Annotated in this window: 14 protein-coding genes; 3 read left to right on the forward strand and 11 right to left on the reverse strand. The window is 41.8% G+C overall.

The genetic code is table 11. From position 1 onward, the window contains the following. Position 1: 1 nt before the first annotated feature. The 6 genes from CGC63_RS08995 to glgB form a co-directional block, all read right to left on the reverse strand. A complete protein-coding gene (locus tag CGC63_RS08995; protein WP_003020910.1) occupies positions 2-2,707 on the reverse strand; it encodes an FAD-dependent oxidoreductase in 2,706 nt (901 codons plus the stop codon). Positions 2,708-2,729: 22 nt separating this feature from the next. Next, on the reverse strand, positions 2,730-3,398 hold the full coding sequence (gene hypB / locus CGC63_RS09000) for a hydrogenase nickel incorporation protein HypB (RefSeq protein WP_003020906.1): 669 nt from the start codon (positions 3,396-3,398) through the stop codon (positions 2,730-2,732). A 237-nt stretch (positions 3,399-3,635) separates the two neighbouring features. Then, positions 3,636-4,052, reverse strand: coding sequence for a zinc ribbon domain-containing protein (locus CGC63_RS09005; protein WP_003020903.1), 417 nt, complete (start codon positions 4,050-4,052; stop codon positions 3,636-3,638). Further along, positions 4,045-4,584, reverse strand: a complete 540-nt coding sequence (gene bilS / locus CGC63_RS09010) for a flavodoxin family protein BilS (protein ID WP_330014655.1) — start codon at positions 4,582-4,584, stop codon at positions 4,045-4,047. The genes CGC63_RS09005 and bilS overlap by 8 nt, the downstream gene beginning before the upstream one ends. A gap of 109 nt (positions 4,585-4,693) precedes the next feature. Further along, positions 4,694-5,578, reverse strand: a complete 885-nt coding sequence (locus CGC63_RS09015; protein WP_003020897.1) for a mechanosensitive ion channel family protein — start codon at positions 5,576-5,578, stop codon at positions 4,694-4,696. Next, positions 5,575-7,866: a 1,4-alpha-glucan branching protein GlgB gene (gene glgB / locus CGC63_RS09020; protein WP_003020894.1), complete on the reverse strand. Its 2,292-nt coding sequence runs from the start codon at positions 7,864-7,866 to the stop codon at positions 5,575-5,577. The genes CGC63_RS09015 and glgB overlap by 4 nt, the downstream gene beginning before the upstream one ends. Before the next feature lie 221 nt (positions 7,867-8,087). Here glgB and CGC63_RS09025 point away from each other — a divergent pair, with 221 nt between their 5' ends. Genes CGC63_RS09025 through CGC63_RS09035 form a run of 3 tightly spaced genes read left to right on the forward strand, consistent with a single transcriptional unit; the run spans position 8,088 to position 12,138 of the window. Further along, positions 8,088-8,567: a complex I 24 kDa subunit family protein gene (locus CGC63_RS09025; RefSeq protein WP_003020891.1), complete on the forward strand. Its 480-nt coding sequence runs from the start codon at positions 8,088-8,090 to the stop codon at positions 8,565-8,567. Continuing rightward, positions 8,564-10,438 carry an NADH-ubiquinone oxidoreductase-F iron-sulfur binding region domain-containing protein gene (locus tag CGC63_RS09030; RefSeq protein ID WP_003020887.1) on the forward strand — a complete coding sequence of 625 codons (1,875 nt, stop codon included), beginning with the start codon at positions 8,564-8,566 and terminating at the stop codon, positions 10,436-10,438. Before CGC63_RS09025 ends, CGC63_RS09030 begins: the two co-directional genes overlap by 4 nt. Positions 10,439-10,449: 11 nt before the next feature. Then, positions 10,450-12,138 carry a [FeFe] hydrogenase, group A gene (locus CGC63_RS09035; RefSeq protein ID WP_009246297.1) on the forward strand — a complete coding sequence of 563 codons (1,689 nt, stop codon included), beginning with the start codon at positions 10,450-10,452 and terminating at the stop codon, positions 12,136-12,138. A gap of 65 nt (positions 12,139-12,203) precedes the next feature. Here CGC63_RS09035 and CGC63_RS09040 read toward each other — a convergent pair whose 3' ends face one another. From CGC63_RS09040 to serC, 5 genes are read right to left on the reverse strand one after another with little or no spacing between them, the layout of a single operon-like run. Next, the gene (locus CGC63_RS09040) at positions 12,204-12,767 is read right to left on the reverse strand and encodes an ATP-binding cassette domain-containing protein (RefSeq protein ID WP_003020883.1); all 564 of its coding nucleotides are present in this window, start codon (positions 12,765-12,767) and stop codon (positions 12,204-12,206) included. Between the two features lie 3 nt (positions 12,768-12,770). Continuing rightward, on the reverse strand, positions 12,771-13,538 hold the full coding sequence (locus CGC63_RS09045; protein ID WP_003020878.1) for an ABC transporter permease: 768 nt from the start codon (positions 13,536-13,538) through the stop codon (positions 12,771-12,773). After that, positions 13,516-14,511 (reverse strand): ABC transporter substrate-binding protein, encoded by a 996-nt coding sequence (locus CGC63_RS09050; RefSeq protein WP_009246298.1) that lies wholly within the window; start codon positions 14,509-14,511, stop codon positions 13,516-13,518. The genes CGC63_RS09045 and CGC63_RS09050 overlap by 23 nt, the downstream gene beginning before the upstream one ends. A gap of 25 nt (positions 14,512-14,536) precedes the next feature. Then, positions 14,537-15,700 carry a phosphoglycerate dehydrogenase gene (locus CGC63_RS09055; protein ID WP_003020870.1) on the reverse strand — a complete coding sequence of 388 codons (1,164 nt, stop codon included), beginning with the start codon at positions 15,698-15,700 and terminating at the stop codon, positions 14,537-14,539. After that, the gene (gene serC / locus CGC63_RS09060) at positions 15,693-16,784 is read right to left on the reverse strand and encodes a 3-phosphoserine/phosphohydroxythreonine transaminase (protein WP_003020868.1); all 1,092 of its coding nucleotides are present in this window, start codon (positions 16,782-16,784) and stop codon (positions 15,693-15,695) included. The genes CGC63_RS09055 and serC overlap by 8 nt, the downstream gene beginning before the upstream one ends. Positions 16,785-16,801 lie beyond the last annotated feature (17 nt).

The following is a 16,801-nucleotide window of genomic DNA, read 5'->3' on the forward strand; positions in this document are numbered from 1 at the left end:
TCTATTTCTCCTTTTTTCCAAAACGGATTTTCATTTCCCTCTTAAATGCGTAAGGAAGAATGACCTTCATCTTATCCTCTGATTTGTGCATGGTACTGCATTCTGGATGCTCTCGATACAGATGAATGGCATCAAACTCACATTTTGTAGTACAAACACCGCAGCCGATACATTTGTTTTCATCTACAACGGAAGCTCCGCATCCCAGACAGCGTGCTGTTTCTTTTTTCACCTGTTCTTCTGTAAAGGCTTCTTTTGCATCTCTAAAGGATTTATGAGCATCAATGTCTTTTCTCACACCCGGTATCTGGCGGGAAGAATTATCGTATTCCTCTATTTGAATATTGCTCTTGTCAAGCTCAATAAACTGACGTCTGTTTCTTCCGATTGTCAAACTGCTGTGCGGCTGCACAAAACGATGAATGGAAATTGCACCCTCTTTTCCTGCTGCAATGGCATCAATGGCAAATTTCGGTCCTGTGTAAACGTCACCGCCTACAAAGATATCCGGTTCTGCTGTCTGATACGTTACTTTATCTGCCACCGCACCGTTTCCTCTTCCTAATTCAACCTTTGAGCCTTCTAATAAATTACCCCAGACAATGCTCTGTCCGATACTTAAAAAGACTCTTTCACAAGGAACGGTCATGGTTACGGCTTCATCAAATTTCGGTGCAAAGCGTTTGTTTTCATCAAAGACAGAAAGACATTTCTTAAATACAATTCCTTTGACTTTTCCGTTTTCTGTAAGGATTTCCTTCGGTCCCCAGCCACAGTTCAGAGTGATGCCTTCTTCCTGTGCCTCTGTGATTTCCTCTTCTGATGCAGGCATAATCTCTCTGCTTTCCAGACAGAACATGGAAACCTCAGATGCTCCGCAGCGGCTTGCAGTTCTCGCCACGTCAATGGCTACGTTTCCGCCTCCTACGACTACGGTACGTCCTTCTACCGGATAATTCTGATTGTCACCTACTGTACGAAGGAAATCTACGGCAGTCATAACACCTTCTGCATCTTCTCCTTGGATATTGGCTTTTCTTCCTCCCTGACATCCGATTGCAAGATAAAAGGCTTTATAGCCCTGTTTACGCAGTTCCTCTAAGGTAATATCTTTTCCTACTTCAATACCGCATTTAATTTCCACACCCATCTGGCGCATCACATCAATTTCTGCCTCTACCACATCTTTTTCCAGTTTAAAAGAAGGTATTCCGTAAACCAGCATACCGCCCGGCTTTTCATTCTTTTCAAAAACAGTAGGCTTATAACCTTTTTCTGCAAGATAAAAGGCACAACTAAGTCCTGCCGGACCACCGCCTATAATGGCAATCTTCTCTTCAAATAATCTGCCTGTGGTAGGCGGAATAATCGGCGGAATATAACGGTTTTCTGCTGTCAAATCCTGCTTTGCAATGAATTTCTTTACTTCGTCAATGGCAACCGCCTGATCAATGGTTCCTCTTGTGCAGGCATCTTCACATCTGCGGTTACAGATATGTCCGCATACTGCCGGAAACGGATTTTCTTTTTTAATCAAAGCCAGCGCTTCTCTGTATTTGCCCTGTGCGGCTTTTTTCAAATAGCCCTGTACTGCAATATGCGCAGGACAGGCTGTTTTACATGGCGCTGTACCGGTGTCATAGCAGTTAATCCGATTGTTATCCCGATAATCTTCATCCCATTTTTCCGGTCCCCACTTCACGGCATCCGGAAGCTCATGCTTCGGGTATTCGATTGGTCCATCTTTTGTACAGAGCTTCTGTCCCAGCTTGACCGCTCCTGCCGGACAATATTCCACGCATCTGCCGCAGGCAACACAATTTTCTGTCTTTACGTGAGCAACATAAGCAGACCTTGACATATTCGGCGTATTAAACAGCTGGGAAGTACGTAGTGCATAGCATACATTGACATTACAGTTGCAGATGGCAAAAATTTTATTTTTTCCGTCAATATTGGTAATCTGATGTACAAAGCCATTATCCTCAGCCTTTTTCAAAATATCCAGCACTTCCTCATAAGTGATATAGCGTCCGCCCTTTTGTGTTTCTACTACGTAATCTGCCATATCCCCCACTGCAATACACCAATCCTCCGGGTCATCTGCACAGCCTTCCTCATAGGTCTGTCTTGACAATCTGCAAGAACACGGACTTGCCGCATATTTTCCTTCATATTTTTTCAGCCAGTGAGAAATATGCTCAATGTCAATGGACTGATTTTCCATTTCAATGGCTTTTTCTACCGGAATAACGTGCATACCGATACCGGCTCCTCCCGGCGGCACCATTGGTGTTACTTTTTCTAAAGGCAGTCTTGACATCCTTTCAAAAAATCTGCCAAGTTCCGGATGTTCCTCAAGCTGTTTGCGGTTCATATTCGTAAATTCTGCACTGCCAGGCACAAACATAGGAAGTACATATTGTTTTTCTCTTTTAGGATTTTCCCAGTTATATTCCAAAAGCCCTACAATACTCATTTCTTCCAAAAGTTTTTCCAGTTCTTTTTCTTCTTTACCCGTAGCTTTTAAAATCTGAGAAAATGTCATAGGCTTACGCACCTTCATTTTCAGCGCCACTTCTGCCATTTCATCTGTTACAACGCATGCTAATCCCCAGTATTCTGGATCATCTACGGTCACCTTATGTCCGATACGATCTGTAATTTTCTGTCCCAGCTTTAAAATTAATTCTCTTTTTTCTGCCATACGTGACTCTCCCTTTCTGTTTCTACTCTTTCCAATGCTTTACTTCATCTAAAAGCCACTCAAACCACTGCTGCATCCCTTCCCCTGTCTTTGCACTAATAGGAATAATTTTTGCTTTTGGATTACGCATCAAAATATTTTTCTTACACGCCTCCATATCAAAGTCAAAATACGGAATTACGTCTACTTTGTTAATAAGAACTACATCGCACACGGAAAACATAAGCGGGTATTTCAACGGTTTATCATGGCCTTCCGGTACACTTAAAATCATGGCATTTTTTACTGCCCCTGTGTCAAACTCTGCAGGACAAACTAAATTTCCCACATTTTCCAAAATTGCCAAATCCAGTTCATCTGTCTCAAGACCTTCCAGCCCCTGAGCTGTCATGCCGGCATCCAAATGACACATTCCTCCCGTATGGAGCTGAATGGTTTTTACTCCCAAATCAGATATTGTTTTTGCATCCACGTCAGAGTCAATATCTGCCTCCATAACCCCAATGCGAAGCTCCCCTTTTAAAGCTTTAATGGTTCCTGTAAGGGTTGTAGTTTTTCCTGAACCGGGAGAAGACATTAGGTTTAATAGGAATAACTTTTTCTCCTTCAACTGCTTGCGAAGCTCATCGGCACGTTTTTCATTGCCGGAAAATACACTTTTTTTAATTTCCAGAACTTTGAATTTGTCCATTGCCCTTCCTCCGTTCTAATTGGTTGTACCAATTTTGTTATTTTATCGACATTATATTATTATGACGATTTTTTGTCAATATAACTTCTGTTTTTCATATATTTTATCCTATTTTTCTCTGTTTTCCCCTTCGTTTATGTCAATTTTTGTATTTGGTATCTGGTATAACCAATTCCATTTTTAAAAAAGAAAGAGAGGATATGATAAATCTCAAATCATAACCTCTCTCTATCAGCTTTAACTGTTCTTAACAAACTCAGCTCCGCATTTGGGGCATCTTACACTAATCTTACCTTTTCCCTTTGGAATACGGATTTTCTGTTTGCACTGGGGACATGTATAAATATGAAAGTCCTTTCTCTGCTGCTGTATGTATTTTGTTTTCCCGAAAAATCTTCGTACCTTATTTTCCAACGCCAGATATTTTTGATTTTCCGCATATCGCTTTGAAATATTTCTGGAAAACACACGGAAATAAATAAGAATAACAAGTAAAAATTCCCATGAAGTAAGCAACACGCTAAAGTATACATTATCCACGAAAATATCCAACATGGCACAGACCAGAAAAACAATCAGCATCGCCTGATTTAAACGGTCACTGCCATACCTTCCATACATAAATCGCTGAAACGCTTCTCTTATTTTATTCATACTGCAATTCTTCCTTCCTAATATCTTCAAATACCTTTTGTACAAAGGCTTTTGCGCCTTCTAAATCCTGCGTGTCAGGATGAAGCATTGCCATGTCAAAATTACGGAGCATAGCATTTATCATCTTCGTATTTTCCGGTGTCTTCATGCTGAGATATTTCTCACGCACAGAAATCGGCATCTTTCCCTGACAGATATAAGCGCCCAGATATTCGTTGTCATCCTCAATAAAAACACGTATGTTTTCTTCGATTTTTTTATAATATTCCAAATCATTTCCCATGCCGCAGGTACCGAATAATGCAATCTTCTTTCCCTGAAGGCTGCCCAGATAATCCAACACCTCCACGCTGGCACTTCCTCTGTCCGTCCAAAATCCTATAAAATATATGTCTCCCATTTCATAATCTGTCTGTCCTTCTAAAGGTGCAATATCCTTACACTGTCCGGGAACAGCCTCAAAAATTGCTTTTGCCAGCTTTTCTGTATTGCCGGTTCTGCTCTTGTACAATACCTGCGTTTTCATGTTCATCTTCCCTTCTATTGTTGTCATAATAGTATTTTATCACAAAACAATAGAAATAATATTTCTTAATTCTTAAAAACTCTAAACTCTCTATAAAGTTTTTCCTGCATACACTTTATTTAATATGCACGTCCAACTGCGGAAACGGAATTTCAATCCCCTGTTCATCAAAGGTGAGCTTGATTTTTTCATTCAAACGCCACTTTGTCGCCCAGTATTCCTCTGTCTTTACCCATGCACGAAGTCCCAAAATCACACTGTCTGCCGCCAGCTCGTCCACAAAGACCTGCATCTCCTGGTCTGACATAATACTGGCATCCTCGTGGAGCAGTGTTTCCAAAATTTTCTTGGCTTTTTTCAAATCTGCCTGATAGGAAATTCCTACCTTAATTTCCAGCTTGCGGTTGTCTTTTGCCGTCACATTGACAATACTGGAATTGGTAAGCGCTCCGTTTGGAACGGTAATTCTTCGGTTATCCACTGTGGATAAGGTTGTGTAAAAAAGGTCAATTTTTACAACCGTGCCCTCTTGCTTTCCCGAATTTTCAATAATATAATCTCCGATTACAAAAGGTCTTAAAATCAGGATAATCACTCCGCCTGCAAGGTTTGACAAGCCCCCCTGCAAGGCAAGACCAATGGCAACACCACTGGATGCCAAAAGTGCGGCAATGGAAGACTCCTTCACTCCAAAGCTGGTTGCAATGGAAACAATCAGGAAGAAATACATGGCAGCCTTTGCGAATGAGGATACAAATTGTGTAACTCCAGTATCTGCATTCGCCCTGTTCATAGATGCCACAATCAATTTGCAAAGTTTATGAATGATTTTACTGGCAACTACATAGACCAAAATTGCCAGAAGGACTCTCCCTGCAAAGCTTCCGATTAAGGGCAGCTTCTGACTCCAGTAATCCCATGTGAGATACTGTCTGAAAAACTCTCCAATTCCCGCAATTTCCAGCGGTTCTGTCAATGCGTCTGTCAAGATAATTCTCATCTTCTGTTTTCCTCTTTTTTGTGTTCTTCTTTTATTTTTTTCTCCAATTCACGGCGTACCTTAGACTCTTTTACCATCTTTTCCCCACATTCTTTTACAGAAAAAATCTGTACGGAAAGAGGGGCTACCTGAATTTCTATGGAATAAGGTCTTTCGTCCTTTTCCTCTTTTTTTGCTTTCTGTACTCCGCTGTTTTTTACGCCTGTACCTCCAAAGCTTTCATCATCACTGTTAAAAATTTCTCTGTACTCTCCTGCATAAGGAACACCCATCGCATAAGCTTCATACGCCAAATCAGAAAAGTTACATACCACAACTAAGGTATCTGCTTTTTTCTCTGCTTTCCGAAGGAAGGTAAGCATATTTTTTTCTGCTTCTATATGATTAATCCATTCAAAGCCGTCAGGAGTATCATCATATTCATAGAGCGCCGGATAATCCTGATAAAGCTTTAATAATGCTTTTACATAGTCCTGCATCTGTTTATGTTCCTTCTCTTCTAACAGCTCCCAATCAAGAGGGGTCTTTTCAGACCATTCCCTTTCCTGGGCAAAGTCCTGTCCCATGAATAAAAGCTTTTTGCCGGGATGTGTCATCCAAAAGCCATAGGCTGCTCGCAGATTTGCAAGCTTCCTATCTTTTTCACCGGGCATTTTATTAAGAAAAGAACCTTTTCCGTGTACTACCTCATCATGAGAAAAACTAAGCAAAAATTTTTCACTATATGCGTATAACATACTAAAGGTCAGCTCATCATGGACACCGCTTCTGAAAATCGGGTCTTTTCTCATATAATCCAGAAAATCATTCTGCCATCCCATATTCCATTTTCTGTCAAATCCCAAGCCATTATCCTCTAAATCTCCCGTAACAGCCGGCCATGCAGTAGACTCCTCTGCAATTAAAAGGGCATCGGGATATTTTTTCTTAAAAATAGAATTTAAGTGTTTCAAAAACTCTACTGCTTCCAGATTTTCATTTCCGCCATACATATTCGGCTGCCACTGTCCATCCTGTCTTCCGTAATCCAGATAAAGCATAGACGCCACCGCATCCATACGGATACCGTCTGCATGGTATTTTTCCGCCCAAAACAGAGCATTGGATATGAGGAAATTCTTTACTTCAGGGCTGGCATAGTCAAATACCAGCGTTCCCCAGTGAGGATGCTCTGCCTTCTCTGCTTGGGAATACTCATAAAGAGCTGTGCCGTCAAAGCCTGCCAAAGCAAAATCATCTTTTGGAAAATGTGCCGGAACCCAGTCTAAAATCACGCCGATATCATTTTGGTGCATATAATCCACAAAATACATAAAGTCTTCGCAATTTCCAAAGCGACTGGTAGGAGCATAATATCCTGTCACCTGATAGCCCCATGACTCATCTAAAGGATGCTCCATCACAGGTAATAATTCCACATGAGTATATCCCATCTCTTTCACGTACGCACACAGCATTTTCGCCAATTCCCGGTAATTATAAAATTCTCTGCCGTCCTCCGGCTTTTTCCATGAGCCTAAATGCACTTCGTATATGGAAAGTGGTCTGTCCTCTCCTTGGAGCTTACCTCTTTTGTTCATCCACAGACTGTCTTCCCACTGATAACCGGACAAATCTGTTACCACAGAAGCATTGCACGGACGGACCTCAGCCTGATTTGCATAAGGGTCTGCTTTTAAAAACACCCGCAAATCTTTTGTTTTAATTTCATACTTGTATAAATCAGAGAGTTTGACACCGGGAATAAACAATTCAAAAATCCCAGACCGGGAAAGCCGGTTCATCGGATGTACTCTGCCGTCCCAATGGTTAAAATCCCCTACCACACTGACACGCAGGGCATTGGGCGCCCAAACTGCGAAATGTACTCCCCAAACGCCTTTTATCTTTTGATAATGCGCTCCTAATTTTTCGTATATATCATAACAAATTCCCGCACAGAATTTCTTTTCTTCCTCTTCTGTAATCTGGCTCTCAAAATAATAAGGGTCTTGTACCAGCTTTTCTTCACCGTTTTTCAAAAACACCTGATACGTATAATTTAAAATCTGCTTTTCCGGTATCAGACAGGCAAAAAATCCCGCCTCATCCTGCATTTCCATTTTATATTCCCGTTTCTTTTTCCCAAAAAGAAGTTTTACTTTTCGTGCTTCCGGAAAAAAGCATTGAAAAAGAATACCGTTTTTCATAATTTTCGGTTTCAGTGTTTTCTGCGGCTCGCTTTCCTCTGAATAAACAAGAGCCTCTATCTTTTGCCAATCCATTAAATTATATAATTCCTCAGACATATTGCGCCTCCTTTTTTCTATATTATCATCAATCCGGTAAATTGTAAAGTTTTGCCCTGTTTCTCTTAAAATTTGTATATATAAATTGTATATTTTTTGTTTTTATAACAGAAAATGATTGTGAATTTTATACATATCAAGTATAATAGGAATAGCTTCGCAAAGTGAAGGTTCATTTCCCTTTGGCTGCGTATTTGACTATTAGGAGGAGGTATCAAAGCATGCTTGACCAAAGTTATTATGAAAAAACCGATGAAATCATCGAATTTTATGGCCGTAAAGCAAGTTCATTAATTCCCATTATGCAGGATATTCAGGCAGAATATCGTTATCTGCCCGGAGAGCTGCTGACCTATGTTGCGAAAGAAATCGGAGTACGTGAGGCAAAAGCTTACAGTGTGGCAACTTTCTATGAAAATTTCTCTTTTGAACCAAAGGGAAAATACATAATTAAAGTTTGTGACGGAACTGCCTGTCATGTCCGCAAATCTATTCCTATTTTAGAAGCCCTGCAAAAGGAGCTGGGGCTTAGCAAGAAAAAGCATACCACAGATGATATGCTGTTCACCGTAGAAACGGTTTCCTGTCTGGGCGCCTGCGGATTAGCGCCTACTATGACGGTAAACAACGAAGTTTATCCTTCCATGACGCCGGAAAAAGCTCTGAATTTAATCGCAGAACTGAGAGGTGATAATGTATGATAATTGAAAACAGAGAAGCTTTATTAAAAGAAAGAGAAGCTGCCCGTGAAGAACTGGCTTCTTATAAATGTCGTATTTTAGTCTGTGCGGGAACAGGATGTGTAGCCTCCGGTTCTGAGAAAATCTACCAGAAAATGGTTGAGCTCTGTCAGGATTTAGAAGGGGTTTCCGTTGAATTTCAAAAAGACGTTCCCCATATCGGCACAGTAAAAACAGGATGTCAGGGAATTTGTGAATTAGGCCCTTTGGTACGTATCGAGCCTTATCATTATCAGTATGTAAAAGTACAGGAGGACGACTGTGCTGAAATTTTCCAGCGCACGGTTTTAAATGAAGAGCCGGTAGAACGTCTTTTCTATAAAAAAGGCGGTAAAGCTTATCCGACTCCCGATGAAATTCCTTTTATTGCAAAACAGACTCGTATTGCTTTGGAAAACTGCGGTAAATTTGACGCAGAGTCTCTTGATGAATATATTGCTTCCGGCGGCTATGAGGCTTTATCAAAAGCGCTTTTTGACATGACTCCGGAAGATGTTTTAAATGAAGTGGATAAGTCCAAACTCCGCGGAAGAGGAGGCGGCGGCTTCCCTACGGGACGCAAATGGAAACAGGTTGCAGCTCACAAGGATGTAGCGGAACATTTTGTGGTATGTAACGGAGACGAAGGCGACCCCGGCGCTTTCATGGACGGCAGTGTTATGGAAGGCGACCCATATCGTCTGATTGAAGGTATGACTATTGCCGCTTACGCAACAGGCGCTCAAAATGGTTATATTTATGTTCGTGCCGAATATCCTCTTTCCGTTGCAAGACTTCGCAAGGCAATCCGACAGGCGGAAGAAAAAGGGCTTTTAGGCGACCATATTTTAGGTACGGATTTCCAGTTCCACATGCACATCAACCGTGGTGCAGGAGCATTTGTATGCGGCGAGGGTTCTGCTCTTACTGCTTCTATTGAAGGCGACAGAGGTATGCCTCGTGTAAAACCGCCTCGTACTGTTGACAAAGGTCTTTGGGCAAAGCCTACGGTTTTAAATAATGTAGAAACCTTTGCCAATGTACCGGGAATTGTATTAAAAGGCGCTGACTGGTTCAAAACCATCGGTACAGAAGGAAGTCCCGGAACAAAGACCTTCTCCATTACCGGTGCCATTGAAAATACAGGGCTGATTGAAGTGCCTATGGGTACTACTTTAAGAGAGATTATCTATGACATCGGCGGCGGCATCAAAGGCGGCGGTGATTTTAAAGCCATTCAGATTGGCGGTCCTTCCGGCGGATGTCTGACAAAAGAACATCTTGACGTTGGGCTGGATTTTGACAGCGTAAAAAAATACAATGCCATTATGGGCTCCGGCGGTCTTGTTGTTATGGATGAGAATACCTGTATGGTAGAGGTTGCCCGTTTCTTTATGAGCTTTACCCAAAGAGAGTCCTGCGGAAAATGTGTTCCATGCCGTGAGGGAACAAAACGTATGCTGGAAATTCTGGAGAGAATTGTCAATGGCGAGGGCAAGCTGGAAGATTTGGACACACTGGAAGAACTGGCTGCCATGGTGAAAAATATGGCTTTATGCGGTCTCGGAAAGAGCGCTCCTCTTCCGGTTATCAGTACTTTGAAAACCTTCCGCAAGGAATATGAAGAACATATTGTAGAGCATAAATGTGCTGCGAAAAACTGTACTGCCATGAGAAAATATGTAATCAATCCTGAATTTTGTAAGGGCTGCGGCAAATGTGCGAAGAACTGTCCGGTAGGTGCAATTACCGGTGTGCGCAAGGAAGCTTATCACATCAATCCAAATCTTTGTATTAAATGTGACTCTTGCCGTGATAACTGTGCATTTGATGCAGTGTATGTTGAATATTAGGAGGGATGATTATGGGATTTATGACAATAGACGGCAGAAAAGTAGAATTTACCGATGAAAAAAACGTACTTTCTGTCATTAGAAAAGCCGGTATTGATTTACCTACACTTTGCTATCATTCTGAGCTGTCCACCTTTGGCGCATGTCGTTTATGTACCGTAGAGGATGACAGAGGACGTACCTTTGCTTCCTGTTCAGAGGAGCCCAGAGACGGCATGGTAATTTATACCAATTCCGGAAGAATTAAAAAATATCGTAAAATGATTGTAGAACTGCTCCTTTCCGCACACTGCCGTGACTGTACTACTTGTGTGAAAAGCGGCGAATGTAAGTTGCAGGAGCTGGCTCACAGAATGAACATCACTACGGTTCGTTTCCAGAATACCAGAGAGGAAAAGCCTTTAGATACAAGCTCTCCTGCTCTTATTCGTGACCCGAATAAATGTATTCTCTGCGGAAACTGTGTTCGTGCATGCCGTGAGCTTCAGGGACTGGAGGTTTTAGGCTTTACCCACCGTGGTACAGATGCTATGGTAACGCCTGCCTTTGACAAGCCACTTTCTGAAACAGACTGTGTAAGCTGCGGTCAATGCCGTGTTTTCTGTCCAACGGGCGCTATCAGCATCCGCACCAATATGGATGAGGTCTGGGACGCTATCAATGATCCGGATACACGGGTTATCGCACAGGTTGCTCCGGCTGTCCGTGTAGCGGTAGGCGATGCCTTCGGATTAACAAAGGGACACAGTGTAATGGGCAAGCTGGTAGCTGTTCTTCACCGCATGGGCTTTGATGAAGTTTACGACACTACCTTTGCAGCTGACCTTACCATTATGGAGGAGTCCAAGGAATTTTTAAACCGTGTGGAAAAGAATGAAAAACTTCCTCTTTTAACCTCCTGCTGTCCTGCATGGGTAAAATTTGTATGTGACCAATATCCTGAGTTTAAAGATAATTTATCTACCTGTCGTTCCCCACAGGGAATGTTCTCGGCAGTTATTAAGGAATATTATAAAAATCCGGAAAGAAGCCAGAATAAGAAAACCTTCGTGGTTTCCATTATGCCATGTACAGCAAAGAAAATGGAAATCCTGCGCTCCAACAATTTTACTCATGGAGAACAGGATACCGATATTGTACTGACTACTACGGAAATCATCCGTATGATTAACAATTCCGGTATTGACTTTGCTTCTCAGGAAACAGAGGCATGCGATATGCCCTTTGGCTTTGGCTCCGGTGCAGGCGCTATCTTCGGTGTGACCGGAGGCGTTACAGAAGCAATGCTTCGCCGCCTTGCTGATGACCATAATAAAGCGACCATGGATGCCATTGCAGAAGCAGGGGCTCGTGGTGACGAGGGTATTAAAGAGTTCACTGTAAATTATAAAGGCACTGACTTAAATGTCTGCGTTGCCAGCGGACTTGCCAATGCACAGACTGTTATGGAAGATGTGAAAAGCGGAAGAAAGCATTACCATATTATTGAAATCATGGCATGCCGCAGAGGATGTATCATGGGCGGCGGACAGCCTCCAAGAGCCGGTGACCGTACCAAATCAGCCCGCCGTGACGGACTGTATCAGGCAGACCATGTGACAAGTATCCGAAAAGCTGACGAAAATCCATTAATTCTCGCTCTTTACGATACCTTACTGAAAGATAAGACACATGAACTGCTTCATGTAGATAAATACTAAAAAGCAAAAATGAGGCTGTCGTTTTAAATATATATGTATTTAATGCGACAACCTCTTTTTAAATTTTAGAAATATTGAATGACCGCTCCCAAGGCTTCTGCCTCTTTTTCCTCATGGGTAATACAGATGACCGTTTTCCCCTCACAGCTTTTTTTCAAAAACTGAATAACCCTTTCTTTCATTTCTTTATCCAAGCCCTTAAAGGGTTCGTCCAAGAACAGGATATCCCATTTTGCATACAATGCCCTTAAAATCGCCACTCGTCTTTTCATTCCTCCCGACAATTCTCTTACCGGCTGATGGCAGCAGTCCAGAAGTCCCACTGCTTCTAGCCCTTCCCGAATTTCTGTTTTTTCTTTTTGGACAAGGCGAATATTGGAAAGGACGTTTAGGTTTTCGCAAAGCCTATCCTCCTGAAAGACAACGCTGATATCCTTGCCTTCTATTCCTGCTACCTTTCCCCTGTCTGCCTGCTCCAGTCCGATGAGAATACGAAGCAATGTGGTTTTTCCTTTTCCGGAAGGCGCCATAATACAGGTTATCTGTCCTTCTGTCAGCTCCATATTCAGATTTTCGAACACTTGTCTGCCATCGTAACTTTTACTCAAGTTTTCTATCTTAATTGCCATGCTTTACATCCTTTCTACCCACGAAACAGCCTTATCCAGCGCTGCCAGAAAGATTTTTTCAAATATCATGCTGACTATAAGAATTACCATGGTCCATGCAAAAAGGTCTGGAGTATCCAGATACACTTTTGCCTCGTATAATCGCTCTCCCATAGAACCGTCAGGAATTCCGATTACCTCTGCAGCAACTCCCGCTTTCCAGCATAATCCCAGCGACACACTGCAGCCTGCTCTGAAAAAAGGCAGCACTTCAGAAAGATAAATGTAACGAATTTTGTTTTTTCCAGATACCTGAAACACCTGTGCCATTTCCAGAAGATTTTTATCTGTATTTTGAATACCGTTTAATACATTAGTGTAAATCACCGGAAACACCATGAGAAAAGAAATTGTTACAGAAAGGTTTTCGGAAGGAACCCAGATTAAAATTAAAATGACAAAGGATGCAACCGGAACAGATTTCATAGCAAGAATAAGAGGGGCAAAAAGCTCCTGTATTTTCGGAAGTCTTGACGCAATGCTTCCCCCGAGCACTCCTGCCAGTACAGCAAGGAAAAAACCGCCTATAATACGAAAAAGCGAAAAACAAATTGTCTTCCAAAAAGAAGCTTCAAAAATGAAACTGCCAAGTCTTTTCAGAACAGCAACAGGAGATACCAGAAGTATCTCCTGTCCAAGCCACAGACTGGCTATTTCCCATACAAGCAACCAGAAAAGCACTGCCCATAGCTTTATTTTTCTATTTTTCTTACTGGATGTAATAGAAGTCATGATTTGGTACTTCTCCTCCTACTGCCTGAGGATTTTGCGCTTTTAAAACCTCCAGATATCCGGAAAGTTTTTCTTCCATTTTCTCCCCGTCTATACAGACAATATTGCAGGCAGGAAGCGCTTTTTCCGCCACTGCTGCCGGCACAATGTCATATTTTTCGATTAGCTGTGCCGCATCTGTAACGTTCTCATTTACATAATCCACCGAAGTATGGTATTCCTTTAAAAATTCCTGCATTTCCTCTGGATTTTCTTCTGCAAACTCCTTACGGACAACCACAACTCCTGTAATCATGCTGCTTTTCTTTTCCTCACCTTCTTGTAATGCGTCCCATTCCTTTGTTAAATCAAGAGCAGTTCTAATCTCAGGATTTTTTGTCTGTGCCGTAGTGACAAAAGGCTGGGGCAGCATGGCAACTGCATTTTCCTGACTTGCTAAGGCAGCAACACATTCAGAATGTTCGCTTTTCCATTCAATGGTAACGTCTGTTTCAGGGTTTATTCCGTTAGAAGATAAAATGTAATTTAAAGCATATTCCGGTGTTGCGCCTTTTCCGCTGGCATAAATGGTCTTTCCTTTTAAGTCTGCTGCGCTTTGTATAGTTTCTCCGTTCTCCACAATATATAACACACCTAACGTGTTAATTGCCAGAACCTGAATGTCTCCTTCTGTTTTATTATAAAGAACAGAAGCCAGATTTGCGGGAATTGCCGCAATATCTGTTCCCCCCTGCAAAAGCTTTGGAGAAACCTCATCCACAGAAGCTGCTATGGAAAAATTGTAATCAGAATTTTCCATCATTTCTACCAGTCCCATTGCGGTGGGGCCTTTTAATGCCATAATATTCACATCTATCGGTGCTTTTCCTGTTTCTTTCGGCTCTTCTGCCTTACCTTCGGCTTTTCCGCATCCCATAAAGGCTGCAACCATCATTACCGCTGCCAATAACAGCGCCGTTATTTTCTTTTTCATGTTCTGTTCCTTTCTCATGAAAACTCTATTTTATAATTCGTACTCGGTATACTTCCTCAATGGCTTTTAATGCCTGCGCCACCTCTTTGGAAATCGGCATGGTAACATCAATCATCGTATACGCATAATCGCCTTTACTTTTGTTAATCATATTGGCAATATTTACCCCTGCATCACCTAATACTTTTGTAAACTGAGAAATCATATTCGGAATATTTTTATGATTAATCGTCAAGCGTCCCGCATCAATACAGGTACCCCCGTCACAACTTGGATAATTGACAGAATTTTTAATATTTCCGTTTTCCAGATAATCCATAAGCTGTTTTACTGCCATCACTGCACAATTATCCTCAGACTCCTCTGTGGATGCGCCAAGATGAGGTGTCACCAAAGTATTTGGTGCATTTGCAACGGTAGGATTTGCAAAGTCTGTTACATATTTTTTCATTTTTCCGGCTTTTAATGCTTCGCAGACAGCCTCCTCATCCACCAGCAAATCTCTGGCAAAGTTCAAAAGAACTACATCGTCCTTCATCTGAGCGATTTCCTCTTTCCCAATCATCTTCCTTGTAGCATCTGTCAAAGGCACATGAATGGTAATATAATCACAGTCACGGTAAATCATGTTAATATCATTGATGTGATAAATGCTTCTTGATAAATTCCATGCTGCATCTACGGAAATATACGGGTCATATCCGTAAACCTCCATTCCCAAATGAATTGCCGCATTTGCCACACGCACGCCAATAGCTCCGAGTCCGATAATTCCCAGCTTTTTACCGCTGATTTCACAGCCTGCGAACTGCTTTTTCTGTTTTTCTGCTCTTTTGGCAATATCCTCTGTAACATCCTGTTTTTCCAGCCACTCAATGCCTCCGATAATATCTCTGGATGCCAGCAACATTCCCGCAATCACCATTTCCTTTACTCCGTTGGCATTTGCTCCCGGTGTATTAAATACTACAACTCCCTTTTTTGTCATTTTTTCCAAAGGAATGTTGTTTACACCGGCTCCTGCTCTTGCCACTGCCGCTGTTTTTTCTGCCACTTCCAGATTGTGCATATCTGCACTTCGCACCAGTATGGCATCCGCTTCCTGCATACACTCTGTATTTTCATATTTTGCAGGAAACTTATCAAGACCAACTGCTGAAATTGGATTTAAACAATAATACTCATACATATTTTAAATTTCCCTCCTCAAAGTTCTTCATAAAGGCTACCAGTTCTTTTACACCCTCCATAGGCATTGCATTATAAAGGCTGGCACGCATACCGCCTACGGTGCGATGCCCTTTCAGATTATACAGACCTGCTGCTTCTGCTTCTTTTACAAATTTATCATCCAACTCTTTCTTTCCGGTAACAAAAGGAATGTTCATAAGAGAACGGTCTTCTTTTCTAACTGTACCCTGAAACATCTTGCTGCTGTCTAAGAAATCATAAAGAACCTGCGCTTTCTTTTCATTATATGCTTTCATGGCTTCCAGGCCACCCTGTTTTTTCAGCCACTGAAATACCTTTCCGCACATATAAATACAATACGTATTCGGCGTATTATAAAGAGAATTGGCATCTGCATGCGTTTTAAACTTCAGCATGGTAGGAGTTTCCGGCATTACATCTTCAGAAATCAAATCCTCTCGAATAACAGAAATCACCATTCCCGCAGGTCCGATATTTTTCTGTACGCCTCCATACATAATTCCATATTTCTCTATATCCACCGGCTCTGACAAAAAGCAGGAGGACACATCTGCCACTAATGGTTTTCCCTTTGTATTTGGAAGTGTTTTAAACTTCGTACCATAAATGGTATTGTTTTCACAAATATATACGTAATCTGCCTGTTCGTCAATTTCCAAATCACTGCAATCCGGTATATAAGAATACATTTTATCCTCAGAAGTTGCGATTTTGTTTGCTCTTCCGTATTTCTGTGCTTCCTGCCATGCTTTTTTTGCCCACTGTCCTGTCACAATATAATCTGCCACTTTATTTTTCATCAAGTTCATGGGAATTGCCGCAAACTGCTGGCTGGCGCCGCCCTGCATAAATAAAACCTTATAATTATTTGGAATATGAAGCAGCTCTCGAAAATCTGCCTCTGCTTCCTCCAATATTCTTTCAAACATTTTCGAGCGGTGACTCATCTCCATCACAGACATTCCGCATCCTCTGTAATCTAACATTTCTTCTGATGCTTCTCTTAATACTTCCTCCGGTAATACTGCCGGTCCTGCTGAAAAATTATACACTCTGCTCATGACTCGTCCTCCTCTAA

This window comes from Blautia hansenii DSM 20583 (assembly GCF_002222595.2).
Lineage (GTDB): Bacteria > Bacillota > Clostridia > Lachnospirales > Lachnospiraceae > Blautia > Blautia hansenii.

Coding starts and splice junctions, on each gene's coding strand:
- glgB (WP_003020894.1), bottom strand. CDS start 7,866: ATGTCTGAGGAATTATATAATTTAATGGATTGGCAAAAGATAGAGGCT.
- bilS (WP_330014655.1), bottom strand. CDS start 4,584: ATGAACATGAAAACGCAGGTATTGTACAAGAGCAGAACCGGCAATACA.
- CGC63_RS08995 (WP_003020910.1), bottom strand. CDS start 2,707: ATGGCAGAAAAAAGAGAATTAATTTTAAAGCTGGGACAGAAAATTACA.
- CGC63_RS09040 (WP_003020883.1), bottom strand. CDS start 12,767: ATGGCAATTAAGATAGAAAACTTGAGTAAAAGTTACGATGGCAGACAA.
- CGC63_RS09055 (WP_003020870.1), bottom strand. CDS start 15,700: ATGTATGAGTATTATTGTTTAAATCCAATTTCAGCAGTTGGTCTTGAT.
- CGC63_RS09025 (WP_003020891.1), top strand. CDS start 8,088: ATGCTTGACCAAAGTTATTATGAAAAAACCGATGAAATCATCGAATTT.
- hypB (WP_003020906.1), bottom strand. CDS start 3,398: ATGGACAAATTCAAAGTTCTGGAAATTAAAAAAAGTGTATTTTCCGGC.
- CGC63_RS09030 (WP_003020887.1), top strand. CDS start 8,564: ATGATAATTGAAAACAGAGAAGCTTTATTAAAAGAAAGAGAAGCTGCC.
- serC (WP_003020868.1), bottom strand. CDS start 16,784: ATGAGCAGAGTGTATAATTTTTCAGCAGGACCGGCAGTATTACCGGAG.
- CGC63_RS09050 (WP_009246298.1), bottom strand. CDS start 14,511: ATGAAAAAGAAAATAACGGCGCTGTTATTGGCAGCGGTAATGATGGTT.
- CGC63_RS09015 (WP_003020897.1), bottom strand. CDS start 5,578: ATGAGAATTATCTTGACAGACGCATTGACAGAACCGCTGGAAATTGCG.
- CGC63_RS09045 (WP_003020878.1), bottom strand. CDS start 13,538: ATGACTTCTATTACATCCAGTAAGAAAAATAGAAAAATAAAGCTATGG.
- CGC63_RS09035 (WP_009246297.1), top strand. CDS start 10,450: ATGGGATTTATGACAATAGACGGCAGAAAAGTAGAATTTACCGATGAA.
- CGC63_RS09005 (WP_003020903.1), bottom strand. CDS start 4,052: ATGAATAAAATAAGAGAAGCGTTTCAGCGATTTATGTATGGAAGGTAT.